Consider the following 22,887-nt stretch of genomic DNA (forward strand, 5'->3'; position numbering starts at 1 on the left):
GATATCGCAACTGGTCACGCAGCGACGGTGCGCTCGCCGGGTTCGAAGAGATCAGACGGCCGCGCCGCAGCGCTCACCATCGTCGCCTCCGAGAAGCCGACCGCCTCGAGCTGCTCCACCATCTTCATGCGGGCGTCCGCCGGCATGTCGGCCGCCGGCACCACGACGGCCCGGGCCTGCGCCGTCAACAGTTCTGCGGGCAGATCGGCCGCGGTGCCGGCGTCGAGCAGGACATGATCGTAGACCCGCAGCAGCGCATTCAGCGCCACGATCAGCCGGGGCGATTGCAGAAGATTGCGGTCGAAGCCTGGGCGCCCCGCACTGACGAGATGCAGCGCCGAGCTGCGGTCGCGCGTGATCACCTGACCGAACGAGGCTTCACCCTGCATCAGTTCCGCAAGCCCCGGCGCGGCCGGATCGGACGACGCCGCCTTCAGCATCGCGGAGGATTCCGACAGATCGACCAGCACCACCTTGGTGCCGCGTGCGAGACGTCGCGCCAGGGTCAGCGCCGTCGCCGTGACGTTGTCGGTGTCGCCGGTGCCGAGCACGGTGATCTTGCGCGCAGCGTCGCCGGCGCCGTACAGCCGGTGCGCCAACTTCTCGATATCGTCCGTTCGTTCGGAAGCGGCTTCGCGCGGCGGCGACGGCGGATTTGCAGACACCCCGGCGGTTGAAACGAACGCCGGTGCCGTCGCTGCGAACGCAGCTTCGTTCGAAGGCATCGGCATCCCGGCGCCGCGCGGCTGGGTCATCCGCAGCAGTTCGCCGGTGGCGATTCCGCCGGCGCTCAGGATCAGCGTCGCCAGCGTGGCGATCAGCACGATCGGCAGCTTCTTCGGATAGGCCGGCGTGTTCGACACGATGGCGCGCGAGATGATGCGGCCGTCGGCCGGCGCCTGATCGATGGTCTCACGAGTGGTCGCTTCGCGATATTTCGCCAGGTAGGATTCCAGCAGATCGCGCTGCGCCTTGGCTTCACGCTCGAGCGCGCGCAGTTGGACGTCCTGACCGTTGGTGGACGAGGCCTGCTTCTTCAACTGCTCGAGACTTGCGACCAGGCTGTCGACCCGACCGCTGGCAATTCGCGCGTCGCTCTCGAACGAGCGCGACAGCTTCATCGCCTCGTCGCGCAATTGCCGATCCAGGTCGGCGAGCTGTGCCCTCAGTTCCTTGATCCGCGGGTGGTTGTCGAGCAGCGTCGAGGATTGTTCGGCGAGCTGAGTGCGCAGCATCACGCGCTGCTCGGTCAGCCGCCGCATCACCTCGGAATTCAGCACCTCGGACGCCTCGATCGGGCGACCGCCCTGCAGCATCTCCTTGATCAGCCGCGACTTGGACTCCGCGTCGGACTTCAGGGCGCGCGCGTTGCCGAGCTGGGTATTGAGCTCGCCGAGTTGCTGATTGGACAGCGTGGTGTTGTTGGTGCCGATGAACAGGCTCGACTTCGAGCGGAAGTCCTCGGCCTTGGATTCGGCTTCGGCGACCTTCTTGCGCAGCGATTCGATCTCGCCGGACAGCCATTGCCCCGCGGACCGCGCCTGCGCCTGGCGGGCATTCTGCTGCAACACCAGATAGTCGTCGGCGATGGAATTGGCGACACGCGCCGCGAGCTCCGGATCCTGCGACTGGAATTCGACGACCATCACGCGCGACTTGTCGACCGCATAGGCGGTGAGCCGCTCGTAATACGCGTCGAGCACGCGCTCTTCCGGCGTCATCGAAAACGGGTCGCGGCCGATGCCGACCAGCGCCAGCAACGACTTCAGCGGATTGATGCCCTTCAGGACGGGGTCGAATTCGGGGCGCTCGGACAGCTTGTTCTGCTTGATGACTTCGAGCGCGAGCTCGCGCGAAAGCAGAAGTTGAACCTGGCTGGTCACCGCTTCCGGGTCGACCGCATTGCGCTGTTCGTCGCGCTCGCCGGTGGGGCGCAGGAAGATGTTCTCGCGACCGTCGATCAGGATGCGCGCTTCCGATTTGTAGCGCGGGGTGATCAGATTGACGACGGCGAGCGACAGCACCAGCGCCAGCAACGTCGGCGCGATGATCAGATGCTTCTTGCGCGCGAGCGCCTGCCCGATCAGCCGCAGGTCGATATCGCCGTTGGTCGGGGGCGCGATGGGCGCCGGCGCAGCCTTCGCCCGCTTGATGATCGGCTCGTCGGACAATGACGTGCTGAACATCGGCTCTTTTGCCGCAGCCTTGATACGCTCTGCCTTCGACGGGGCTGTGGCGACTGAATTTGCCGACGAAACCGCCTCCTTGTCGGCCGCCTCGTCCTTCGTCCGACGCCAGAACGCGAACTGCATTGCAAACTCCTACTTGACGCGAAGACTCGTCTCGTGATCCTCCGATTACAAACGATTAAGGTTGCCGCCGCGTTAAAATCGAACTTCCGGACCATTCAAATCGCGCGCCACGCAACGCGCTATCACCGTTTCTTAACCACGAAAGCCGTTAATTCGACTCGATAATTTCTCGCGGATTCAGCAATGCAGCATGGTCACCTTCCCGGCGCTCACCCAATGGCGCGATCCGGCATGCAGCCCAGCCCCGGCGCGCGCGTCGACGCGCGCGGCTCCTGACATGGCTCCGCCCCCGAACCAGCCGTTACGGATCGTCCATGCTGTCCGCGCGCCGGTGGGGGGTATCATTCGCCACATCCTCGACCTCGCCAATGGCCAGGCCGATCGCGGCCACCAGGTCGCGCTGATCACCGACAGCCTCACCGGGGGCGACCGCGCCGCGGCCGCGCTCGCCGAGATCGCGCCGCGGCTGAAGCTCGGCGTCTACCGGATGCCGATCCGCCGTGAACCGTCCCCTACCGATCCGTGGATGTGGTTCCGCTTCACCCGGCTGGTCCGCGGCCTGAAGCCCGACGTGCTGCACGGCCACGGCGCGAAGGCCGGCGTATTCATGCGCGTCGTCCCGAAGCCCGCGCATGCGATCCGGGTCTACACCCCGCATGGCGGCTCGCTGCACTATCCGACCTCGACCGCGAAGGGACAGCTCTACAGCCGAATGGAGCGGCTGTTGATGAACCGCACCGAACTTTTTCTGTTCGAGAGCGAATTCGCGCGGAACACTTACGAGCGGATGATCGGCAAGCCCGACGGGCTGGTACGCTGCGTGTTCAACGGCGTCACCGCCGGCGAGTTCGATCCGATCAAGCCCGCCGAGGACGTCACCGACGTCGCCTATGTGGGCGAATTCCGCAAGATCAAGGGCGCCGACCTGTTGGTCGAGGCCGTCGCAAGGCTTCGCGCCGACGGCCGCCCGGTGACGCTGACACTCGGCGGCGACGGTGAGGAATCCGCGGCGTTGAAGGCCCAGGTCAAGCAGCTCGGCCTGAACGAGGCGGTACGCTTCGTCGGGCACGTCAAGGCGCGCGACGGCTTTGCCAAGGGGCGCCTGCTGGTGGTGCCGTCGCGTGGCGACTCGATGCCCTATGTGGTGATCGAGGCCGCCGCCGCAGGCATTCCTATGATCGCCGCCAATGTCGGCGGCATCCCGGAGATCTTCGGCCCCGAGCATGCCGGCGCCCTGTTCGCACCGGGCCGGCCCGCCGCCATGGCCGACGCGATCAAGGCGGCGCTGGACGATCTGCCCGGCGCGCAGGATCGCGCCCGCGCGCTGCGGGAACGGATCTTCCTGCATTTCTCCCAGAAGGCGATGGTCGAAGGCGTGATGGCCGGCTACCGCGACGCCTTTGCCGGAGAAGGCATCGCCGGAGAGGCCGTCGCCGAGCATCAATAGTCTACAATTGCGCTAACGTTTTCTTGCAATTTTTACCCTCTAGTCGCCGAGGATTCGCGCGGCACGGTCGCGCGCCGGTGATAACGGAAATCGTGACGTGGAACCGATCAGCGCCCGCTCCATGATCGAAACCGCCGCAGCGCAGGCGGCGGTCGCCAATGATCCGACTCGGCCGCCCGTCGAGCGGCGCAAGCGGCTGTCGCCGGCCGCGCTCGCGGTGACCAACGAAAAGGTCCCCGAAGCCTATTCACCGATCGTGATCGCCGGCATCGTGCGGCTCGCCGATTTCGTGCTGATCGCCGGCGTCGGCATCGCGCTGTATCTTGGCTACGTCGCGCGCCGCGACGGCCTGCAATGGGAATACATCGCCGCGATCCTCGGCATGACCGTCACCGCCGTGATCGCCTTCCAGGCTGCCGACATCTATCAGGTCCAGGTGTTTCGCGGCACGCTGAAACAGATGACGCGGATGATCTCGGCGTGGTCGTTCGTGTTTCTGCTGTTCATCGGCGCGTCGTTCTTCGCCAAGGTCGGCGGCGACGTCTCGCGGCTGTGGCTGTCGTCGTTCTATGTCATCGGCCTGACGCTGCTCATCGGCGGCCGTCTGGTGCTGCGCAATCTGGTCCGGCACTGGGCGCGCCAGGGCCGTCTCGATCGCCGCACCATCATCGTCGGCTCCGACGAAAACGGAGAGAAGCTGATCAACGCCCTGAGGGCGCAGAAAGACGACGATTCCGACATCCACATCCTCGGCGTGTTCGACGATCGCAGTGATTCCCGCGCGCTCGGCACCTGCGCGGGCTCGCCGAAGCTCGGCAAGATCGACGACATTCTCGAATTCGCCCGACGCACCCGGGTCGATCTGGTGCTGTTCGCGCTGCCGATCTCGGCCGAGACCCGCATCCTCGACATGCTGAAGAAGCTCTGGGTGCTGCCGGTCGATATCCGGCTGTCGGCGCACACCAACAAGCTGCGTTTCCGTCCTCGCGCCTATTCGTATGTCGGCAACGTGCCGACATTGGAGGTGTTCGAGGCGCCGATCACCGATTGGGATCAGGTGACGAAACGGCTGTTCGACCACCTCGTCGGCGGATTGATCCTGCTCGCCGCGGCGCCGGTGATGGCGCTCGTCGCACTCGCGATCAAGCTCGACAGCCCCGGTCCGGTGCTGTTCCGGCAGAAGCGTTTCGGCTTCAACAACGAGCGCATCGACGTGTTCAAGTTCCGCTCGATGTATCACCACCTCGCCGACCCGACCGCGTCGAAGGTGGTGACCAGGAACGACCCCCGCGTCACCCGCGTCGGCAAATTCATCCGCCGCACCAGCCTCGACGAGCTGCCGCAGCTTTTCAACGTGGTGTTCAAGAGCAACCTGTCGCTGGTCGGCCCGCGCCCGCACGCGGTGCAGGGCAAGCTGCAGCATCGTCTCTTCGACGAAGCCGTCGACGGTTACTTCGCCCGCCACCGCGTCAAGCCGGGTATCACCGGCTGGGCCCAGATCAACGGCTGGCGCGGCGAGATCGACAACGAAGAGAAGATCCAGAAGCGCGTCGAATTCGACCTGTACTACATCGAGAACTGGTCGGTGCTGTTCGACCTCTACATCCTGCTGAGAACGCCGTGGGCGCTGCTGAAGGGCGAGAACGCGTATTGAGGGACGGAGACGTCCAACGTCGCGCGGCGACGCTTCGCCTCACAGCAGTCGTTCCGGGGCGCCGCGTAGCGGCGAATCCGGAACCCCGAGCTGTTCATCCGCGCCGTCCCGAACCTCGAGATTCCGGGTTCGCGAGCCAAGGCTCGCGGCCCGGAATGACGGATGAGGGCTTGTTACTTCCCGCCGTACGACACGCCCATGCCGGCGCGGACGTCGGCCTGGATTCCGTAGGGGGCGATCGGGTAGCGCAGGCCGTTCTTGGCGAGTTGCTTCATGCCGTCGATCGCCTTGGCGAGCTGCGCCGGCTTCAGCGCCATCAGCATCTCTTCATCCGGCACGCCGCCGTAGCGGCGTTCGGCGAAGCACGGCAGCGACAGGCTCGGCTCGCCGGTGACGAGCGCCCTGCCCCAGGAATCCGCGCAGGCGGTTTCGCCGACGACGCCCCATTCGAACTTCTTGTAGCCGGCATATTGCAGGCCGTTGATCAGGATGATCATCTGTCCGGGCGTCGCATAGACGAGGCAGATGTCGGGCGGATCGAGCCGGCCGCTCGAAAGCGGCGATACCGCCATCGCCTGATATTGCCCGAACGGGACAACGTCGAGCGCCTGTTGGCGCTTGCGCGCATCCTCCGGCGTCGCATGCCACACGCCGACATAGGACCGGCCGTCGAGCCATTGCTCGTCCTGCGGACCGAGCCCGATCACCGCGCGGCATTGCGCGCCGACCAGATCGTCGCCGGTGATACCGACGGTCCAGCCCAGCCGCGACGCCATGCTGACGATCTGGTCGGTGGTGTGGATCGCGCTCGGCCGCCGGATTTTTGGAATCGCCTCCATCTCGGCGGCGGTCGCGAACATCTTCATGCCGATCACGGTGGTCTTGAGCCGCAGCAGCGCGTTGAGGTCGGAGACCATCACCGCGAAATCGAATGTCTCCGACGCGATCGTCGCATCCATGGCATGCCTCCCGAAGTCGGTTCTGATGGTCGTCGCTCAGCCGAGCTTCCAGCCGATGTCGGCGGCGAAGCTCTGGTAGAAGTCGATCTCGTAGGCGCGCTCCGGCATGGAGCGGACGCGCTGATCGAGCAGATGCGCGTCGTCGCCGACCAGAATGCGCCAGCGCTCCGCACGCACGCCATCGAGAATGATGCGCGCCGCCGCCGCCGCGCTGGTCGGCGCCTCCTCGAGGAAACTGCGCGCCCGTTCCGTCGCCATCGCGCGGACATCGTCGTCCGACATCTGCGCCTCCGGCAAGCCGGCCGCCGCAAGCCGCTTGCGGATCGCCGCGATCTCGTCGGCGTCGAGTTCGTCGCCCGCGTCGCTGTTCTGGATCCTGCGCGAATTGGCGACGATCGACGTGCCGATGTGGCCCGGCATCACCACCGAACATTTCACATGCGGCGCGTTGAGCCGCAGATCGCCGATCAGCGCTTCCGAGAAGCCCTTCACCGCGAACTTCGCGGCGCTGTAAGCGGTGTGCGGCGTGGTCGGCCCGATCGACGCCCAGAAGCCGTTGACGCTCGACGTGTTGACGATGTGGCCCTCGTCCGCGGCGATCAGCATCGGCAGGAAAATCCGGGTGCCGAGATACACGCCGCCCCAGCAGATGTTGAAGGTGCGTTCCCATTGCTCGCGGCTGTTGATGATCATGCTGCCGCCGCCGCCGATCCCGGCATTGTTGAACAGCAGATGGACGCAATCTGTCCGGTGCTGCGCCGCGACCTCGTCGCGAAATCGGTTCATCTGGGCTTCGATCGAGACGTCAGCGATGTGGCTCGTGACCCGCACCCCCTGCGGCAGCCCGTCCGCCTCGCACAACCGCCGGGTTTCGGCCATCGCCTCGGCCGAGACGTCGCAGATCGCGACGTGGCAGCCCTCGGCGGTGAGCTGGCGGGCGAGTTCGCGGCCCATTCCAGTGCCGCCGCCGGTGATCACCGCAATCCTGCCGGCGAAATCCCTCATGGCCGCATGTCCTCCCTGATGTCGTCGCGTCGCGGTTCGAGCCGCGGCTGCCGAGCCAGCATAGAGGGCGCGGCGCGCACGAGTCCATCGCGGCCGAGCGGCCGGTGGATCGGCGCGCGATGCCGTGCCTGCCGTTCGTCGTCAGGTGCGTTCCTGACACCGACGCTGCTTTCGTCCCCGGCGGAATCGTCCTAGTCTTCGCCTTCATCCGGATCGAGGAGCGTGACGATGCTGGCAGCCACCTTTCAGACCGCGGCTTTCCTGTTTCTGCTGCTGGTCGCGGTTCTGGTCGTCGCGGTGTTCATCGCCTTTCTCGCGCCGCCGCTCGGCAAGCTGGCGCGGCCGAGCCTGACCACGGTGCTACTGTATCTGGCTGCCGAACTCGCGGCGCTTGTGGTTGCCGTCTGGCTGGTGGCGCAGGTCAGCGCCTTCGAACTGCTGCCGGTGCTGATCGCATTGGCGATCGCCGCATTGGTGTTCGCGCCGCAGCTCGTCGCCCGAATTCCGCTGCCGGCGGCCGTGACCGGCCTGCTCGGCAAGAAATAGCCAACGCCACCGCCCGTCACCCCGTTTCATACGCGGCGGCGGGCGTCCTCCCCGGCTTGGTTCTGACAGCCGCCCTCGTTCGCGAGGGCGGTTCGTTGTCCGCTCGATGAAACTCAGATGCGAAGGCTGCCGCTGATCATTTCCGCGACCGCGCGATCGTGCCGGCGACGATCTGCATCATGACGCCGCCGAGCCAACCGGTGAGGATCATGACCGTCCAGGCGAGATGCGGTGCCTGATGCAGCACCACAAGGCTGACCGAGGCGAATGCCGCAAGCGTTGCGCAGAACGTGCCGACCGCGCTGAGGAATTCCGCGGCATCGACCTTGCCCCGCTCGGCGTGCTCGGCCTCGCTCTCTCCGGCGTGGAACGGCAGCGGCGGAATATCGATGCCGAGATAAAATCCGACCGCGCCGACCGCGATCATCGCCAGCAGGAAGGCGATCGTGGTCAGCGCGCCGATGCTGGTCCCGACATGCGCGCCGACGAACATCCCGCACGCCGCCCCCGCCAGCGCCAGCCCGGAGCGTTCGAGGACATGAGCGGCTTTTCGCACACGGAATCGCATGGCCGGTCCTCAGCGTTGCAGAGATTCGGCACGCTATGACATTTCGATGTTGGGCGGAAGCTGTCCGGACGGCGGCGTCGCGCCGCAAGAGCGATGCTTGCGTCTCGGCGAGCCCTCGAATTTGCACGATGTCCGGCTACTTGGTCGGGGTACTAATCACACCGCGGGACCAGGCGCACGAGCTCACTCCGAGCGGTTGTCGAAATTCGAGCGACGGTAGAAGATCGCGTTGTGCATGAACGCCGCAACAGCCGACTTCGCGTCGGGGTCGTTCGGGAATTCAGCCGTCACAGCCTAAAAATGGTCGGAGCGAAAGGATTTGAACCTTCGACCCCTAGTCTCCCAGACTAGTGCGCTAACCGGGCTGCGCCACGCTCCGATGCCGTTTCGGCCCTGATGCTGTAGCTTCGATCGGCGCCTTGCGCAAGGCGCGCGGCGTCAAATCGCGGGTCCCGGGGCGGCGAAACGGCCGGCTCAGCCGTCCTTCATCGCCGCGTCGAGGGCTTCGCGGCAGGCGATCAGGTCCTGCAGCACGGCCTTCAGCGGGGCGAGATCGACCGGCGGACGGGCGGGCGCACAATTCACCTGCGGCAGGTCCAGCGGCGGCAGATTCAGCCGTGGCGCCGGCGACGCCATGGCCGGCAGGTCGTCGTCGTCCTCGGCGTCGAAAACCGGTGCGCGGCGCGCCGCCGGGGTGGCCGACCGGGCCGGTGCCGGCGCCGGCGCCGCGCGCAGATCCGGTTCCTCCATCATGGCGTGGAGGTCGAGGCCCTCGTTCTCGCCGTCATAATCGTCGTCGTCGAGATCGATGCCGCCGCCGGGCGCGGGCTCGTAGTCCTCCTCGGCGACGCTCCGGCCGATCGCTTCCTCGACCGCGCCGAAGGTCGCGCTGGCCTCGTTGTCGGCGAGCCGCTGCACCGACTTGATGCCGTGCTCCTTGAGGATCCGCTGCACGCCGCGAATGGTGTAGCCTTCGCCGTACAGCAGCCGGCGAATGCCCTTGAGCAGATCGACGTCATCGGGCCGGTAGTAGCGCCGGCCGCCCGAGCGCTTCATCGGCTTGATCTGGGTGAATCGCGTCTCCCAGAACCTCAGCACATGCTGCGGAATGTCGAGTTCGTCGGCGACTTCGCTGATGGTTCGGAATGCATCCGGCGCTTTGTCCAAATGCAGTCTCCTGTGGTCAGGTGCCCGACGCCGACTCGGACTTGCCTTCGGACGCGCCGTTCGCGGACGCCGCCATCGAGGGTTCCGCGGCGCCGTTGGCGTTGATGCGCTGCTTGAGGATCGCCGAAGGCTTGAACACCATCACCCGCCGCGGCGAGATCGGCACTTCAGTCCCGGTTTTGGGATTACGGCCGATGCGCTGGCCCTTCTGTCTCACCAAAAACGAACCGAACGACGACAGTTTCACCGTCTCGCCCTTCTCGAGGCAGTCGGTGATCTCCTTCAATACCAGTTCGACAAACGCCGACGACTCCGTGCGCGACAAGCCCACCTTTTGGTAGACCGCCTCACAAAGATCGACACGTGTGACTGTTCGTCCGGTCCCGGTCATCGCCTGCCCCACCTCTCGGCGAAAGAAAAATCCGTGCTGAAACTAGGTGTTTAGCAATCGGCGGTCAACCTCCGCCAGCATTCAGATTAGCACGGAACGCAATGGAAATGCTGCTAAAACTTTACACGAGCAACTACCAGCGCAGCAGCGCCGAGCCCCAGGTGAAGCCGCCGCCCATGGCTTCCAGCAGCACCAGATGGCCCTTTTGGATGCGGCCGTCGGCGACGGCAGCAGCCAGCGCCAGCGGAATCGAGGCCGCCGAGGTGTTGCCGTGGCGGTCCACGGTCATCACCACTTTCTGCGGTGCAATATGCAGTTTCTGCGCCGAGGCATCGATGATCCGCTTGTTGGCCTGATGCGGAACGAACCAGTCGACATTGTCGGCGCTGGTGCCGCTGGCGTTGAACGCGTCGATGATCACCCCGGTGATCATCCCGACCGCGTGCTTGAACACTTCGCGGCCTTCCATGCGGAGATGGCCGACGGTCTGCGTCGAGCTCGGTCCGCCGTCGACGTACAATTTGTGCTTGTGACGGCCATCGGAGCGCAGATGCGTGGTCAGCACGCCGCGATCGGCCGACGTGCCCCAGCCTTCCTGCGCTTCCAGCACGATCGCGCCGGCGCCGTCGCCGAACAGCACGCAGGTGCCGCGGTCGTTCCAGTCGAGAATACGCGAGAAGGTCTCGGCGCCGATCACCAGCGCACGCTTGGCCGATCCGCCGCGTAGGAAGTTGTCGGCGGTGGCGACCGCGAACACGAAACCCGAACAGACCGCCTGCAGATCGAAGGCGACGCCATGGGTCATGCCGAGCGCAGCCTGGACCTGCACCGCAGTCGCCGGAAAGGTGTGGTCGGGCGTCGACGTCGCCAGCACGATCAGGTCGATCTGGTCGGCGGTGAGCCCGGCGTCGTCGAGCGCGGCCTGCGCTGCCTTGGTGGCGAGATGCGAGGTGTATTCGCCCTCGGCGGCGATGTGGCGCTCCCGGATGCCGGTGCGCTGCACGATCCACTCGTCCGAGGTGTCGACCTTCGCGGCCAATTCGGCGTTGGTGAGGATCCGCTCCGGCAGATAAGCGCCGCAGCCCAGCACGACCGAACGAACCACCGTCACGAGACAGCCTCCTGCGCCGTCGGCGTCGAGACCAGCGCGCCGGCTTCACGATTGAGCGTTTGATTGATCTTGGTCAGGAGATCGTAGCGGACCATGTCATAGCTAACATCGACCGCATACGCAAAGCCGTCGGCGCTGGTTCCGCCGTGGCTCTTGACCACAATTCCGTTAAGTCCGAGGAACACGCCGCCATTGGACTTGTTCGGGTCCATCTTGTCCTTCAGCGCCTTGAAGGCGTCGCGCGCGAACAGATAGCCTATCTTGGACCGCCAGGTCCGGGACATCGCGGCCTTCAGATATTCGCTGATCTGCCGGGCCGTTCCCTCGGCCGCCTTGAGCGCGATGTTGCCGGAGAAGCCCTCCGACACGATCACGTCGGCGGCGCCCTTGCCGATGCCGTCGCCCTCGACGAATCCGACGAATTCGAAGCGCGGCGATTGCATCGCCCGCAGCAGTTCGGCGGCCTCGCGGATTTCCTCGCCGCCCTTGATCTCCTCGACGCCGATATTGAGCAGGCCGACGGTCGGCCGTTCGAGGTCGAACAGCACGCTGGCCATCGCAGCCCCCATCACCGCCAGCGCCTTGAGGTGCTCGGCGTCGCCGCCGATCGTGGCGCCGAGATCGAGCACCACCGAATCACCGCGCACCGTCGGCCAGGTCGCCGCGATCGCCGGGCGGTCGATGCCCGGCAGCGTGCGCAGACAGAATCGCGCCATCGCCATCAGCGCGCCGGTGTTGCCGGCGGACACCGCGACGTCGGCCTCGCCCTTCTTCACCGCTTCGATCGCCAGCCACATCGACGACACCTTGCGGCCGCGACGCAGCGCCTGGCTCGGCTTGTCGTGCATGCTGACCGCGACGTCGGTGTGGATGACGCGCGAGACTTTCTTGAGCGCCGGGTACGCAGCGAGCTCTTTCTCGATCAGCGCGCTGTCGCCGAACAGCAGGAATTCAGCGTCGGGATGGCGGCCGAGCGAGATGGCGGCGCCTGGGACAATGACGGATGGACCGAAATCACCACCCATTGCGTCCAGCGCGATTCGAACCTTCACCGGCATGGCGTATCGGAAACCCGTTCGCTTGCGGCCCTAAAGCGCTTGGCCGCGTCTGAAAAATGCGCCGGATGGCGCTCGGGCGTGCAGCGCTGCACACCGAACGGGCCGGACAATAGCCGTTCCCGCACCCGATACAACATCTTGACCGGGCAGATTTAAGTCGCATTTCCCCGTTGGGGAAAACGCAGCGCAGATGCGAATTCCACGCGTTTGCCCGGATCAGGCGTCCGCGTGGACGCTAATCGCCCTTCGGCTTGCGTGATCGCGACGGCTTCGCTGGAGCCTTCAACGCCTGCAGGGCGGCGAACGGATGCTCTTCGGGAGCATCGGGCTCGACCACCGGCTCGAACACCACGTCCGGCTTGCGCGGATACGGATCGACGCCGAGAAACAGCGCGTCGGCCGCGACCCGGCCGATGTCGATCATGCCGCGCTCGATCGCCTCCGGCGGATCGCCCGGATCGGGCTCGCCGTCGTCATCGACCGTCTCCGACAATTCGCGAATCTGCTCCGCCGGCATGAAAATCAGGTCGACGTCTTCGTCGATCGCGCTCTCGATCGGATCGAGCGTCACCACGCAGATCTGGCCGATCCTGGCCTGCACCCGGCCGGTGACGCGCACCCGGCCGCCGCTCTCCGGCGTCAGGTCGAACGCAGCCTTGGCCGACATGATCTCTCGCAGCCCGCCGAGCGCGGCCAACGCCGCGCGCTCGGCCTCGCCTGCCTCGATCTCGCGATGCAGCCCGGTCTCCGGAATCTGCATCACCACGATCGGTACGCGCCAGGGGTTGTCGCCGCTCATCGTCTTGTCCTTCCGCGCTCAGGCAGCCGGCGGCGCCGGAAACCGCAACTCGCCATTGCGTAGCTTGGACGGCGCGATGCCGTCGAGTGTCTCGATCACCTGCCCGACATAAGCCGCGAGCCGCCGCCCGTTCCCAATATCTGCGCCATAAAGAACGTTCCGGTCCAGCGTCATCGCCAGCGCTTCGTCGCCCTCGGTCAACGCCAGATCGTAGGCCGCCGAGCGGCCGTAGAACGCCTCGCCGAACGCCTGCATCCGCTTCGGCACAGTCAGGTCGCCGACGCCGAGTTCGCGCAGATTCGCGTCGAGGTCACTGCAGAAACAATCGAACAGCGCCTGAGCGAACGTCGCCGAATCCGGGATTGCGCGAATCCGTCGCAGCACCAGCCAGAGATGCACGACGATCATCTCGAATCGGCCGTTAACCGTATCGGAGACGCCATATTGCTGATAAAACGCGGGTTCTCGCGCCTGCGCCACGATCATGCCATAGATCGCTTCGATGGTGCGGCGCGGCGGCGTCCGGGGCGGACGAAGGTGATTGAACGGCCAGATCATTGCGGGTTCCTGACGCGGGCCCTTCGGGATTGCAATCCGAGTGCCTGCCCGGTACGTCAACGCCTTGCGCGATGCAAGGGGATGGAGCCTGCTTCCGAATGAGTATTTCGATCGAACGAAGCCGCCGCGACGGCCTCCGCGCGATGGCCCGTCGTCGGCTCGGCCCGGCACTGGCGCTGGCGCTGCTGGGCGCGGGACTGTCCGCTTGCACCTCCGAGCAATTCCAGAAGGGCTATATCCTCCCCAATGGCGCGCTCGAGCAGATTCCGATCGGCGCCAGCCAGGACCAGGTGCTGATCGTGATGGGCACCCCATCCACCGTCGCCACCCTGAACGGTGAGGTTTTCTACTACATCTCGCAGCGCGCCGAGCGTCCGGTGGCATTCATGCCGCAGAAGGTGGTCGATCAGCGCGTGATCGCGATTTATTTCGACCAGGACCGGCAGGTCCGCCGCATCGCCAATTATGGCATGCAGGACGGCAAGATCTTCGACTTCATCAGCCGCACCACGCCGACCTCGGGCCAGGAAATGAGCTATCTGGCGCCGCTGTTCAGGCTGATCAGCTTCCGCTGATCGCATCGCGAGCGGCGCGCGCGGTCGGCGCGCGCTACGCCAGTCCTTTGCCGCGCGCCCATTCGGCGATCAGGTCGTTGACCTGATCGGGCGCATCCTGCTGCACCCAATGCGAGGCGCCGGGCAGCCGGCGTCGCGTGAAGTCGGCCACATGGGCCTCGTTGCCCTCGGTCAGCACGATGTCGAGCGCCAGATCTTTCTCGCCCCAGATCATCAGGGTCGGCACCGCGAGCTTCGGATGCGCCCCGGCGCCACCGCCGAGCGCGCTGAAATTGGCGCGGTAGTAATTGATCATCGCCGTCGCCGCACCCGGCTGCACGGCGTTGCGGCGATAGATCTCGACCTGCGCGTCCGAGATCGTCGGGCTATGCTTGTGAAACATCTGCACCAGCGCTGCGCCGTCGTTGCGGGTCATCAGCCATTCCGGCAGCCACGGCAACTGAAAGAACGCGACATACCAGGACTTCCGCTTCTGCCCCCAGCCGTCGGCCAGCACGCGCGCGAACACGTCCGGATGCGGCGCGTTGAGAATGATCAGCCCGTCGAGCGCGACCTTGCCCCGCAGCGCGGCCTGCCAGGCGATCACCCCGCCCCAATCGTGGCCGATCAGAATGTTGCGCTTGCCGCCCAGCGCCGCAAACAGCGCGGCGACGTCGTCGGTGAGGTGATCGAGATGATAGGCCGCTTGCTCGGCAGGCCGCGTGGTGCCGCCATAGCCGCGCAGATCCGGCGCGACCGCATGCCAGCCGAGCGCGGCCAGCGCCGGGAGTTGCCGATGCCACGACTGGCGAGCTTCCGGAAAGCCGTGCAGCAGCAGCGCCGTGGTGTCGCCCTCACCGGCTTCGTCGACGGCGAAGGTCAGGCCGTTGGCGGCGAGCGTTGTGGTGCGAACCGATATGATCGTTCTCCTTGCAGCATGCCTGACGCGTCACCTCCGGCCCCGGTCCGCCGTGCGGCGACCGCATCGCCGCCGAGCCTATCCCGACTTGTTGATCTTCTTGATCTTGGCGTCGGTGGTTTCGATCGACGACGCCAGCTCGAGGATCGCCTTCGACAACAGCTCGATCGCCTCCTTCTGGTCCTGCGATTTGGCGGCGCGGAGCGCGTAGTTCTTGGCGGACGACAGTGACATCGATGAGCTCCTCGTCAGGATCTGAACAGCAATCCGGGCGCCTGCACCATGCACCGCCCCTCATCCCTCAGGACTCCGGCGTCGCTCGCAAACCGAAGCCGGCGTCTCGAAGGATGAGATGAACATCCATGGTTCGAGACGCCGCGCAAGAGCGCGGCTCCTCACCAGGAGGCCCGACCCGAAGCGCGGCCGAACAAAAAACCCCGCGGCTTCCGCCGCGGGGTTTCATGATCTGCACCGCTGCGGTAGCGCTGCCTACTTCTCTTCTTCCATCGACACCGCGACGGCGGCGTTGGCCGACGGCCGCACCTTGTCGCCTTCGACCTCGGCCACCAGGCCGCCGTCGATGAAATGGTGATGGCCCTTGTGGCTGCCCTCGCCGCTGTCCTTCTTGGTCAGCTTGATGCGGTTGCCTTCGACCTTGTCGACGGTGCCGACATGCACGCCGTCGGCGCCGATGACTTCCATATGTTCCTTGATCTCGCTCACGCCGCTCATGTCACATTCCTCGAGAAAGTTGAGAACGAGTAACGCATCCGGTTCCAATAGGTTCAATCCGCCGCAACCGAGGCCTTCCATCAGGCGGGCGTGCGCGCGCTGAACGGGTGCCGGACGCGTTAAGCGCGAGCCAGACGACAAAGCTCCCGTCATGCAAAAACCCCGCGGCTCTCGCCGCGGGGCTTTCGTTTCGACCAGTCGTCGAGCCTCAGTGCGCCAGCACCGCCAGCAGCAAGAGCGCGACGATGTTGGTGATCTTGATCATCGGGTTCACGGCCGGACCCGCCGTGTCCTTGTAGGGATCGCCGACGGTGTCGCCGGTCACCGCCGCCTTGTGCGCGTCGGAGCCCTTGCCGCCGAAATGGCCGTCCTCGATGTACTTCTTGGCGTTGTCCCAGGCGCCGCCGCCCGAGGTCATCGAGATCGCGACGAACAGGCCGGTGACGATGACGCCGAGCAGCATCGCGCCGACCGCCGAGAACGCCGCCGACTTGCCGGCCGGACCGCCGCCCGCGATCGCGTAGATCACGAAGTAGACGAAGATCGGCGACAGCACCGGCAGCAGCGACGGGATGATCATTTCCTTGATCGCCGCCTTGGTCAGCAGGTCGACCGCCTTGCCGTAATCCGGCTTGTCGGTGCCCTTCATGATGCCGGGCTTCTCGCGGAACTGGCGACGCACTTCCTCGACGATCGCGCCGGCGGCGCGGCCGACCGCGGTCATGCCCATCGCGCCGAACAGATACGGCAGCAGGCCGCCGAACAGCAGGCCGACCACGACGTAGGGGTTGTTCAGCGAGAAGTCGGGCAGCACGCCCTCGAAGTACGGATACTTCGCGGCGTTGGCGATGAAGAATTTGAGGTCTTCATTATACGCCGCGAACAGCACCAGCGCGCCGAGACCGGCGGAGCCGATCGCGTAGCCCTTGGTCACCGCCTTGGTGGTGTTGCCGACGGCGTCGAGCGCGTCGGTGGCCTTGCGGACTTCCTTCGGCAGGCCGGCCATTTCGGCAATGCCGCCGGCGTTGTCGGTGACCGGACCGAACGCGTCGAGCGCCACGATCATGCCGGCCAGCGCCAGCATCGTCGTGGTGGCGATCGCGATGCCGAACAGGCCGGCGAGGCTGTAGGTGATCAGGATGCCGGCGATGATCACGATCGCGGGCAGCGCGGTCGATTCCATCGAGATGGCGAGGCCCTGGATCACGTTGGTGCCGTGGCCGGTGACCGACGACTGCGCGATCGACTTCACCGGCCGGAAGTCGGTGCCGGTGTAGTATTCGGTGATCCAGATGATCAGGCCGGTGACGGCGAGACCGACGATGCCGCATTCGAACAGCGCCAGGCCGGTATAGTTGACGCCGGCCAGCGGGCCGAAGCCGATCAACTGGTGGATCACGGCGCCGACGCCGATCAGCGACAGCACGCCGGTGGCGATCAGCCCCTTGTACAGCGCGCCCATGATCGACTGCGAGGCGCCGAGCTTGACGAAGAAGGTGCCGGCGATCGACGTCAGGATGCAGATGCCGCCGATGGCGAGCGGCAGCGTCATCATGTTGAGCAGCAGTTCCGGCGCGGCGGCGAAGAAGATCGCGGCGAGCACCATGGTGGCGACCGCGGTCACCGCATAGGTCTCGAACAAATCGGCGGCCATGCCGGCGCAGTCGCCGACGTTGTCTCCGACGTTGTCGGCGATCGTCGCCGGGTTGCGCGGATCGTCTTCCGGAATGCCGGCTTCGACCTTGCCGACCAGATCGCCGCCGACGTCCGCACCCTTGGTGAAGATGCCGCCGCCGAGACGGGCGAAGATCGAGATCAGCGACGCGCCGAAGCCGAGCGCCACCAGCGCGTCGACGACGGTGCGGCTGTTCGGAGCCAGGTTGGCGTAGTGGATCAGATAGATGAAATACAGCGTCACGCCGAGCAGCGCGAGACCCGCGACCAGAAGGCCGGTGATTGCGCCCGCCTTGAAGGCGAGTTCGAGGCCGCCGGCCAGCGACGTGGTCGCCGCCTGCGCCGTGCGAACGTTGGCGCGCACCGACACGTTCATGCCGATGAAGCCGGCCGCACCCGACAGCACCGCGCCGATCAGAAAGCCGATCGCGACGAGGACGCCGAGGAAGTAAGCGAGCAGCGCGAAGATCACCACGCCGACGATGGCGATGGTCATATACTGGCGCTTCAGATAGGCCTGCGCGCCCTCACGAACGGCGGCGGCGATTTCCTGCATCCGCGCGTTGCCCTGATCAGCGGCGAGCACCGACGAGGTCGCCCAGATGGCGTATACGATCGCAAGCGCTCCGCAGAGCACGATCACCCATAAAGCTGTCATTACTGATGCCTCAGTCCCGAGTTTCACCCCCGTGCCTATGGCCGTGATGCCGCAGGCGCGCAAAAAGATGGCTTGCTCTCTTGCGGAGCAGCCCCAAATCGCCGCGGACCATGCCAAAATCACGGTTGCTCCGCAATCGCTGCGAAGGGACTAACCCGGGCTTTTCCCGGAGGCTGAGGCGAATTCCAGCCGTATCCCTCGCGCCGGAATACCAGCGACTAAGCGCTAGAAGTGACTGTATGATAGAGCTGACAGCGAAATGTCACGGCGCTCGGCATCGTGCCAGCGCGGCGCGCCGGTTCCAGCCTCGGCGGAGCCGATCACGGTAAGCGCGTCACCCGCTCGCTGCGCTGCAGCAAGAAACAGATCGAGCTGACCAGGTGCGACGCCGCACAGCACCTCGTAGTCATCGCCGCCGCCGAGCACGCGCGCCAGCTTCGCCGGCTCGCCCGCCAGCATCGCCCGCGCCGCGTCGGACAGCGGAACGGCGGTGGCGTCGAGAATTGCGGTTACGCCGGAGGCGGTGCACATCTTGGCGAGATCGCCTGCCAGTCCGTCGGACACGTCCATCGCTGCGCCGGCGTGGTCACGCACCGCCTGCGCCAGCGACAGCCGCGGCCGCGGCACGCGATAACGATCGATCAGGAAGGCGCGGTGCTCATCAGCGATGTTTGCTCGCGCGCCCTGCAGCAGGTCGAGCCCGAGGGCGGCGTCGCCGATTGTGCCGCTGACGACGATGCGGTCGCCGGCGCGCAACGTGTTGCGCCGCACCATGCGGCCCGGCGGCACCCGGCCGAGCGCGGTGACCGAGATCATCATCGGGCCCGGGGTCGACACCGTGTCACCGCCGAGCAGCGGGCAGCCGAACGTCGCGGCGTCGTCGCCGAGCGCGGCTGCGAAAGGCCCGAGAAAGGCCTCGTCGACCTTAGGCAGCGCCAGCGTCAGCAGAAAGCCCGCGGGCGTGGCCCCTTTGGCGGCAAGGTCCGACAAATTCACCCGCAGCGCCTTGCGGGCGATCGCCTCGGGCGGATCGCCGGGCAGATAATGCACGCCCTCGACGATGGCGTCGGTGGTCAGCACCAGATCGTCCCGCGACGCAGCCAGCACCGCCGCGTCGTCGACCAGCCCAAGCGCGCCCGGATCGGTCGCGAGCGGCTTGAAGTAACGGGCGATCAGATCGTCTTCACCGGAGGGCATGTCCACCGCAGTTTTGCGACCGGCACGCGAGCGCCAATCTGGGTCGAAGGTCGGCCGCTACTGAAAGGCCACAACGGTGGCGAGCGCAAGCCGCACCGCGGCCGAGCACCGGGCGGTCGAGCGCATCTCGCCGTCAACTCAGGCGGATGCACGCGACGCGCCCGCGTCATCGGGCGGATCCGCGTCCGTGCGAACGGCACGAAGCATCAGTCGCCGCAGCCAGACGTGATCCGGCTCGGCGTGAACCTTCTCGTGCCAGACCATGCGATAGCCGAAGCTGGGAAGCTCGAGCGGCGGCTCGACCAGACACAAGCGTTGGTCATTGGAGAAGGTCTCGGCCGCGCGCCGCGGAATCGTGAGCACGAGATCCGAACTCATCGCCACCTGGGCGGCGGTGGCGAAGTAAGGAATGCGCACGGCAATGTGGCGCGCCCGGCCGAGCAACCTCAGCGCCGTATCGACCGGGCCAGCGCGCCCGCCGACAACGGTGACGAGGATGTGCGAGGCGGCGACGTAGTCGTCCAGCGTCATGCGACTTCCCGCGGACCGATCGAGCACCGGGTGACCGGCGCGCACCAGACAGGCAAAGCTCTCGCGAAACAAATCGCGGCTGTGCAGGTGAGCGGGAACGGGGTTGTCGCTGTACAGCGCCAGATCGGTGTTGGTCTCGCCGAGGTTCTTGAACGTCTGTCCATCGACCGGAGCGATCTCGACGCTGGCCCTCGGCGCCAGCGCGAACATCAGGCCCGCAAGCCGCGGTAGGATCACCGTGGCACCATAGTCGGTCGTCGCGACGCGAAAGACGCGCGCGGTGCTGCAGGGATCGAAGGCCGGTCGGGTCGCGAGTACATCGGCAACGCCGGCCAGCGCTTTCTGAACCGGTTCGAGCAGCTGGCCGCCCCGTATCGTCGGCCGCATCACCGTGCCGGCCTTGACCAGAAGCGCGTCGTCGAAGAGCTCTCGCAGCTTGGCGAGCGCCCTGCTCACCGCCGGCTGGCTCATCCCGTTCTGCTCTGCGGTCCTGGTGACGCTGCGCGTCTCCAGCAGCGTCTTCAGCACCACGAGAAGGTTGAGGTCGACGCGGTAGAGGTTGTCGTCGGACGCCATCTCCAACTCCTGCCGCCGGCACAGCGTTATTCATTTGGCGGAAAACGAATATCCGGAAATTCCGGTTTCTGTAACACGACCGCCTGCCTACATCGATAGGGCTCCGCGCCCCAGCGAAGCGGAGCGTGGGACAGGAGGACAGGCATGGCCGAATTCAAGATCAGCCGACGACGCCTCATGCTGGCCGCTGCGGTCGGCCCGGTCGCAAACATCAGCGGCGCCACCTGCGCGAAGGCGCTGGCTGTGGTGCGCAATTCGGGCGCCTATCGGTTCCACGTCGGCGATATTCAGGCAACCGTGCTGAGCGATGGCCTGCTCAGCGGCCCGCCCAGCGTCTATGCCCACGACGCGCCCGAGGTCGAACTGAGCGAGGTGCTGCGACGGGCCTTCCTGCCGACCGACACGATGACGTTGAACCTCAACACCCTGCTGATCGAGACCGGCGGCCGCCGCATCCTGATCGAAGCCGGCGCGGCACAGACCATGGGCCCGAACGGCGGCCGGCTGTTCGCCAATCTCGCGACGATCGGACTGCGCGCCGACGACATCGACGCGGTAGTGATCTCACACACTCATCCCGATCATGTCGGCAATCTGCGCAGCGCCGAAGGCGGCAAGGCCTTCCCGCGCGCGACCGTCTATGCGCCGGAAGCGGACTGGACCTTCTTCGTCCGCGGCGAGCCGGACCTGTCGTATCTTCCCGTCGGCGAGGAGTTTCGGCGCCGGTTCGCCGCGGCAATCAAGCGGAGCGTCGAGCCGGTCGCCGCCGACGTCGTGCTGTACCAGGCCGGCACCGAGATCGTGCCCGGACTGACGACGCTGCCCGCCTTCGGACACACGCCCGGCATGGCCGCGTTCCTCGTTCACTCCGGATCGGACCAATTGCTACTCACGGCCGATCTGGCCTATCACCCCGTCGTCAATGTCGATCGGCCGTGGCGGCCGGGTCCTGATCGCGACAAGGACGCCGCGCTGCAGTCGCGCCGGCGAATCTTCGACCGCGCCGCGGCCGACAAGCTTCTGGTGCTGGGCTTCCACTATCCATTCCCCGGACTCGGGCGGATGCTGAAGATCGACGGCGGCTACGCCTGGGTGCCGGCCAACTGGCAATTCTAGAGCCGTTCAGTCTCCGACGGAATCAGCACTGCCGTTTCTGGACGCTCACCACAACTACAACCTCATGGTGAGGAGGCGCGAAGCGCCGTCTCGAACCATGCGCCGCTGGCCATCATGCGTCGCCCCATCCTTCGCGACGCCCGGCTTCGCCGGGCTCCTCAGGATGAGGAGTCCGTGCATCTGGCAACGGCCATATCGCTTCAATAATCGATGAAGTGCTCTAGCCGGAATTGGAACGTCTCACAGGTGCATTCCGGCTTGTGCGCGTCACGCGCAAGTCGGAATGACAGCCGAACGAACCGACTCGATTACTTCGTGAATTCGTCTTCGCGAAATTGCCGCGCGATCTGGTCGAGCACGGCGTTGACCATGCCGGTCTCGTCTTTCTCGACGAAGGCGTGGGCGACGTCGACATATTCGGAGACGACGACGCGGGCCGGAATGTCCTTGCGGTGTTCGAGCTCGTAGGCGCCGGCGCGCATCACCGCGCGCAGGATCGCGTCGATCCGCGCCAGCGGCCAGCCCTTCGCCAGCGCGTCGTCGATCAGGGGGTCGAGCTTTTTCTGGTCGCGCACCACGCCGGAGACGATATCGCGGAAGAAAGCTGCCTCGGCCGGCAGATACTGGTCGCCCTCGACCTCGTTGCCGATCCAGTGGCTCTCGAACTCGGCGAAAGTGTCGTCGATGCCGGCGCCGCCGATGTCCATCTGGTACAGCGCCTGCACCGCGGCGAGCCGCGCCGCACCGCGGCGGTTGGCCTTGCGCTCGCCCTTCGGCACCGGTTTCTTGATCACCGGCTTTTTGGGATCGGCCATCATCAACTCCGCGCCAGACGGCGCTTGATCCGCAGCATCGCCAATGCGGCGCGCGCGGCGTCGCCGCCCTTGTTGAGGTCGCCGGGCTTCGCCCGCGCCCAGGCCTGCTCGTCGGTGTTGACGGTGATGATGCCGTTGCCGAGCGGAAACTTTCGCGCGACGCTGAGATCCATCAGCGCCCGCGCCGACTCCATCGACACGATCTCGAAATGGATGGTCTCGCCGCGCACCACGCAGCCGAGCGCGATCGCCGCGTCATAGGGCTTGCCGTTGGCCTCCGCGGCGTCGATCGCGATCACGACCGCGGCGGGGATCTCCAGCGCGCCGGGCACGGTCAGCACGTCGTGCGTCGCGCCGGCAGCCTTCAGCTCGGCGACGGCGCCTTCCAGCAGCGCGTCCTGGATGTCGTCATAGAACCGCGCCTCGACGATCAGGACGCGCGCGCCGGAAACGTCGGTCTGGTCTTTCAAGGGAGCGCGCCGCGCGTCTGCCATTCTGGTGCCTTGCCTTTGGTCGTCATTGCCGGGCTCGACCCGGCAA

23 protein-coding genes and 1 tRNA gene are annotated in these 22,887 nt (G+C 66.1%); 5 read left to right on the plus strand and 19 right to left on the minus strand.

The annotated features are described in order from the left end of the window. Positions 1 to 14 precede the first annotated feature (14 nt). Positions 15 to 2,312, minus strand: coding sequence for an exopolysaccharide transport family protein (locus SR870_RS06470; RefSeq protein WP_322517196.1), 2,298 nt, complete (start codon positions 2,310 to 2,312; stop codon positions 15 to 17). A 277-nt stretch (positions 2,313 to 2,589) separates the two neighbouring features. Between SR870_RS06470 and SR870_RS06475 the strand changes: the two genes are divergently transcribed. Further along, a complete protein-coding gene (locus SR870_RS06475) occupies positions 2,590 to 3,759 on the plus strand; it encodes a glycosyltransferase family 4 protein (RefSeq protein WP_322517197.1) in 1,170 nt (389 codons plus the stop codon). A 97-nt stretch (positions 3,760 to 3,856) separates the two neighbouring features. Then, complete coding sequence (locus SR870_RS06480) at positions 3,857 to 5,413, plus strand: undecaprenyl-phosphate glucose phosphotransferase (RefSeq protein WP_322517198.1); 1,557 nt, start codon at positions 3,857 to 3,859, stop codon at positions 5,411 to 5,413. Between the two features lie 173 nt (positions 5,414 to 5,586). Here SR870_RS06480 and SR870_RS06485 read toward each other — a convergent pair whose 3' ends face one another. Beyond that, positions 5,587 to 6,372, minus strand: a complete 786-nt coding sequence (locus tag SR870_RS06485) for a DUF169 domain-containing protein (protein ID WP_322517199.1) — start codon at positions 6,370 to 6,372, stop codon at positions 5,587 to 5,589. A gap of 36 nt (positions 6,373 to 6,408) precedes the next feature. Beyond that, the gene (locus tag SR870_RS06490) at positions 6,409 to 7,377 is read right to left on the minus strand and encodes an SDR family oxidoreductase (protein ID WP_322517200.1); all 969 of its coding nucleotides are present in this window, start codon (positions 7,375 to 7,377) and stop codon (positions 6,409 to 6,411) included. Positions 7,378 to 7,605: 228 nt separating this feature from the next. On the opposite strand from SR870_RS06490, the gene SR870_RS06495 reads away from it, so the two are divergent. Beyond that, complete coding sequence (locus SR870_RS06495; RefSeq protein ID WP_322517201.1) at positions 7,606 to 7,923, plus strand: hypothetical protein; 318 nt, start codon at positions 7,606 to 7,608, stop codon at positions 7,921 to 7,923. Between the two features lie 136 nt (positions 7,924 to 8,059). Here the strand turns inward: SR870_RS06495 and SR870_RS06500 are convergent, their stop codons facing one another. The 8 genes from SR870_RS06500 to SR870_RS06535 form a co-directional block, all read right to left on the minus strand. Beyond that, positions 8,060 to 8,491, minus strand: coding sequence for a hypothetical protein (locus tag SR870_RS06500; RefSeq protein ID WP_322517202.1), 432 nt, complete (start codon positions 8,489 to 8,491; stop codon positions 8,060 to 8,062). 301 nt (positions 8,492 to 8,792) lie between these two features. Further along, a tRNA-Pro gene (locus SR870_RS06505) sits at positions 8,793 to 8,870 on the minus strand. A 95-nt stretch (positions 8,871 to 8,965) separates the two neighbouring features. Next, a complete protein-coding gene (locus SR870_RS06510; RefSeq protein WP_322517203.1) occupies positions 8,966 to 9,658 on the minus strand; it encodes a MerR family transcriptional regulator in 693 nt (230 codons plus the stop codon). Positions 9,659 to 9,674: 16 nt separating this feature from the next. Continuing rightward, a complete protein-coding gene (locus tag SR870_RS06515) occupies positions 9,675 to 10,049 on the minus strand; it encodes an integration host factor subunit alpha (RefSeq protein WP_322517204.1) in 375 nt (124 codons plus the stop codon). A 133-nt stretch (positions 10,050 to 10,182) separates the two neighbouring features. Beyond that, the gene (locus SR870_RS06520) at positions 10,183 to 11,160 is read right to left on the minus strand and encodes a beta-ketoacyl-ACP synthase III (protein WP_322517205.1); all 978 of its coding nucleotides are present in this window, start codon (positions 11,158 to 11,160) and stop codon (positions 10,183 to 10,185) included. Next, the gene (gene plsX, locus SR870_RS06525; protein WP_322517206.1) at positions 11,157 to 12,218 is read right to left on the minus strand and encodes a phosphate acyltransferase PlsX; all 1,062 of its coding nucleotides are present in this window, start codon (positions 12,216 to 12,218) and stop codon (positions 11,157 to 11,159) included. The genes SR870_RS06520 and plsX overlap by 4 nt, the downstream gene beginning before the upstream one ends. 235 nt (positions 12,219 to 12,453) lie before the next feature. Further along, positions 12,454 to 13,017 (minus strand): DUF177 domain-containing protein, encoded by a 564-nt coding sequence (locus SR870_RS06530; protein ID WP_322517207.1) that lies wholly within the window; start codon positions 13,015 to 13,017, stop codon positions 12,454 to 12,456. A gap of 18 nt (positions 13,018 to 13,035) precedes the next feature. Beyond that, positions 13,036 to 13,575 carry a ubiquinol-cytochrome C chaperone family protein gene (locus SR870_RS06535; RefSeq protein WP_322517208.1) on the minus strand — a complete coding sequence of 180 codons (540 nt, stop codon included), beginning with the start codon at positions 13,573 to 13,575 and terminating at the stop codon, positions 13,036 to 13,038. Positions 13,576 to 13,673: 98 nt separating this feature from the next. On the opposite strand from SR870_RS06535, the gene SR870_RS06540 reads away from it, so the two are divergent. Further along, the gene (locus SR870_RS06540) at positions 13,674 to 14,150 is read left to right on the plus strand and encodes an outer membrane protein assembly factor BamE (protein ID WP_322517209.1); all 477 of its coding nucleotides are present in this window, start codon (positions 13,674 to 13,676) and stop codon (positions 14,148 to 14,150) included. A 34-nt stretch (positions 14,151 to 14,184) separates the two neighbouring features. On the opposite strand, the gene SR870_RS06545 is transcribed toward SR870_RS06540, so the two are convergent. The 6 genes from SR870_RS06545 to SR870_RS06570 form a co-directional block, all read right to left on the minus strand. Continuing rightward, positions 14,185 to 15,051: an alpha/beta fold hydrolase gene (locus SR870_RS06545; protein WP_322518211.1), complete on the minus strand. Its 867-nt coding sequence runs from the start codon at positions 15,049 to 15,051 to the stop codon at positions 14,185 to 14,187. 75 nt (positions 15,052 to 15,126) lie between these two features. Next, complete coding sequence (locus tag SR870_RS06550) at positions 15,127 to 15,282, minus strand: hypothetical protein (protein WP_011664230.1); 156 nt, start codon at positions 15,280 to 15,282, stop codon at positions 15,127 to 15,129. Between the two features lie 255 nt (positions 15,283 to 15,537). Beyond that, positions 15,538 to 15,780 (minus strand): DUF2171 domain-containing protein, encoded by a 243-nt coding sequence (locus SR870_RS06555; protein ID WP_322517210.1) that lies wholly within the window; start codon positions 15,778 to 15,780, stop codon positions 15,538 to 15,540. Positions 15,781 to 15,988: 208 nt separating this feature from the next. Beyond that, positions 15,989 to 18,112, minus strand: a complete 2,124-nt coding sequence (locus SR870_RS06560; RefSeq protein ID WP_322517211.1) for a sodium-translocating pyrophosphatase — start codon at positions 18,110 to 18,112, stop codon at positions 15,989 to 15,991. A 225-nt stretch (positions 18,113 to 18,337) separates the two neighbouring features. After that, complete coding sequence (gene thiL / locus SR870_RS06565) at positions 18,338 to 19,309, minus strand: thiamine-phosphate kinase (protein ID WP_322518212.1); 972 nt, start codon at positions 19,307 to 19,309, stop codon at positions 18,338 to 18,340. A 138-nt stretch (positions 19,310 to 19,447) separates the two neighbouring features. Next, positions 19,448 to 20,416, minus strand: coding sequence for a LysR family transcriptional regulator (locus SR870_RS06570; protein WP_322517212.1), 969 nt, complete (start codon positions 20,414 to 20,416; stop codon positions 19,448 to 19,450). 144 nt (positions 20,417 to 20,560) lie between these two features. On the opposite strand from SR870_RS06570, the gene SR870_RS06575 reads away from it, so the two are divergent. Next, complete coding sequence (locus SR870_RS06575) at positions 20,561 to 21,532, plus strand: MBL fold metallo-hydrolase (RefSeq protein ID WP_322517213.1); 972 nt, start codon at positions 20,561 to 20,563, stop codon at positions 21,530 to 21,532. A gap of 308 nt (positions 21,533 to 21,840) precedes the next feature. On the opposite strand, the gene nusB is transcribed toward SR870_RS06575, so the two are convergent. Together nusB and ribH are read right to left on the minus strand one after the other, a co-directional pair. Further along, entirely contained in the window at positions 21,841 to 22,347 is a 507-nt protein-coding gene (nusB, locus tag SR870_RS06580) for a transcription antitermination factor NusB (protein WP_322517214.1), read from the minus strand. Between the two features lie 2 nt (positions 22,348 to 22,349). Continuing rightward, complete coding sequence (gene ribH / locus SR870_RS06585; protein ID WP_322517215.1) at positions 22,350 to 22,841, minus strand: 6,7-dimethyl-8-ribityllumazine synthase; 492 nt, start codon at positions 22,839 to 22,841, stop codon at positions 22,350 to 22,352. Positions 22,842 to 22,887 lie beyond the last annotated feature (46 nt).

It is taken from the genome of Rhodopseudomonas palustris (assembly GCF_034479375.1).
GTDB classification, from domain to species: domain Bacteria; phylum Pseudomonadota; class Alphaproteobacteria; order Rhizobiales; family Xanthobacteraceae; genus Rhodopseudomonas; species Rhodopseudomonas palustris_M.

Bases quoted from the DNA above. Each gene is read 5' to 3' on its own strand.
- SR870_RS06470 (WP_322517196.1), bottom strand. From the start codon at position 2,312: ATGCAGTTCGCGTTCTGGCGTCGGACGAAGGACGAGGCGGCCGACAAG.
- SR870_RS06475 (WP_322517197.1), top strand. From the start codon at position 2,590: ATGGCTCCGCCCCCGAACCAGCCGTTACGGATCGTCCATGCTGTCCGC.
- SR870_RS06485 (WP_322517199.1), bottom strand. From the start codon at position 6,372: ATGGATGCGACGATCGCGTCGGAGACATTCGATTTCGCGGTGATGGTC.
- SR870_RS06490 (WP_322517200.1), bottom strand. From the start codon at position 7,377: ATGAGGGATTTCGCCGGCAGGATTGCGGTGATCACCGGCGGCGGCACT.
- SR870_RS06495 (WP_322517201.1), top strand. From the start codon at position 7,606: ATGCTGGCAGCCACCTTTCAGACCGCGGCTTTCCTGTTTCTGCTGCTG.
- SR870_RS06500 (WP_322517202.1), bottom strand. From the start codon at position 8,491: ATGCGATTCCGTGTGCGAAAAGCCGCTCATGTCCTCGAACGCTCCGGG.
- SR870_RS06515 (WP_322517204.1), bottom strand. From the start codon at position 10,049: ATGACCGGGACCGGACGAACAGTCACACGTGTCGATCTTTGTGAGGCG.
- plsX (WP_322517206.1), bottom strand. From the start codon at position 12,218: ATGCCGGTGAAGGTTCGAATCGCGCTGGACGCAATGGGTGGTGATTTC.
- SR870_RS06530 (WP_322517207.1), bottom strand. From the start codon at position 13,017: ATGAGCGGCGACAACCCCTGGCGCGTACCGATCGTGGTGATGCAGATT.
- SR870_RS06535 (WP_322517208.1), bottom strand. From the start codon at position 13,575: ATGATCTGGCCGTTCAATCACCTTCGTCCGCCCCGGACGCCGCCGCGC.
- SR870_RS06540 (WP_322517209.1), top strand. From the start codon at position 13,674: ATGAGTATTTCGATCGAACGAAGCCGCCGCGACGGCCTCCGCGCGATG.
- SR870_RS06550 (WP_011664230.1), bottom strand. From the start codon at position 15,282: ATGTCACTGTCGTCCGCCAAGAACTACGCGCTCCGCGCCGCCAAATCG.
- SR870_RS06555 (WP_322517210.1), bottom strand. From the start codon at position 15,780: ATGAGCGGCGTGAGCGAGATCAAGGAACATATGGAAGTCATCGGCGCC.
- SR870_RS06560 (WP_322517211.1), bottom strand. From the start codon at position 18,112: ATGACAGCTTTATGGGTGATCGTGCTCTGCGGAGCGCTTGCGATCGTA.
- thiL (WP_322518212.1), bottom strand. From the start codon at position 19,309: ATGCCCTCCGGTGAAGACGATCTGATCGCCCGTTACTTCAAGCCGCTC.
- SR870_RS06570 (WP_322517212.1), bottom strand. From the start codon at position 20,416: ATGGCGTCCGACGACAACCTCTACCGCGTCGACCTCAACCTTCTCGTG.
- SR870_RS06575 (WP_322517213.1), top strand. From the start codon at position 20,561: ATGGCCGAATTCAAGATCAGCCGACGACGCCTCATGCTGGCCGCTGCG.
- nusB (WP_322517214.1), bottom strand. From the start codon at position 22,347: ATGGCCGATCCCAAAAAGCCGGTGATCAAGAAACCGGTGCCGAAGGGC.
- ribH (WP_322517215.1), bottom strand. From the start codon at position 22,841: ATGGCAGACGCGCGGCGCGCTCCCTTGAAAGACCAGACCGACGTTTCC.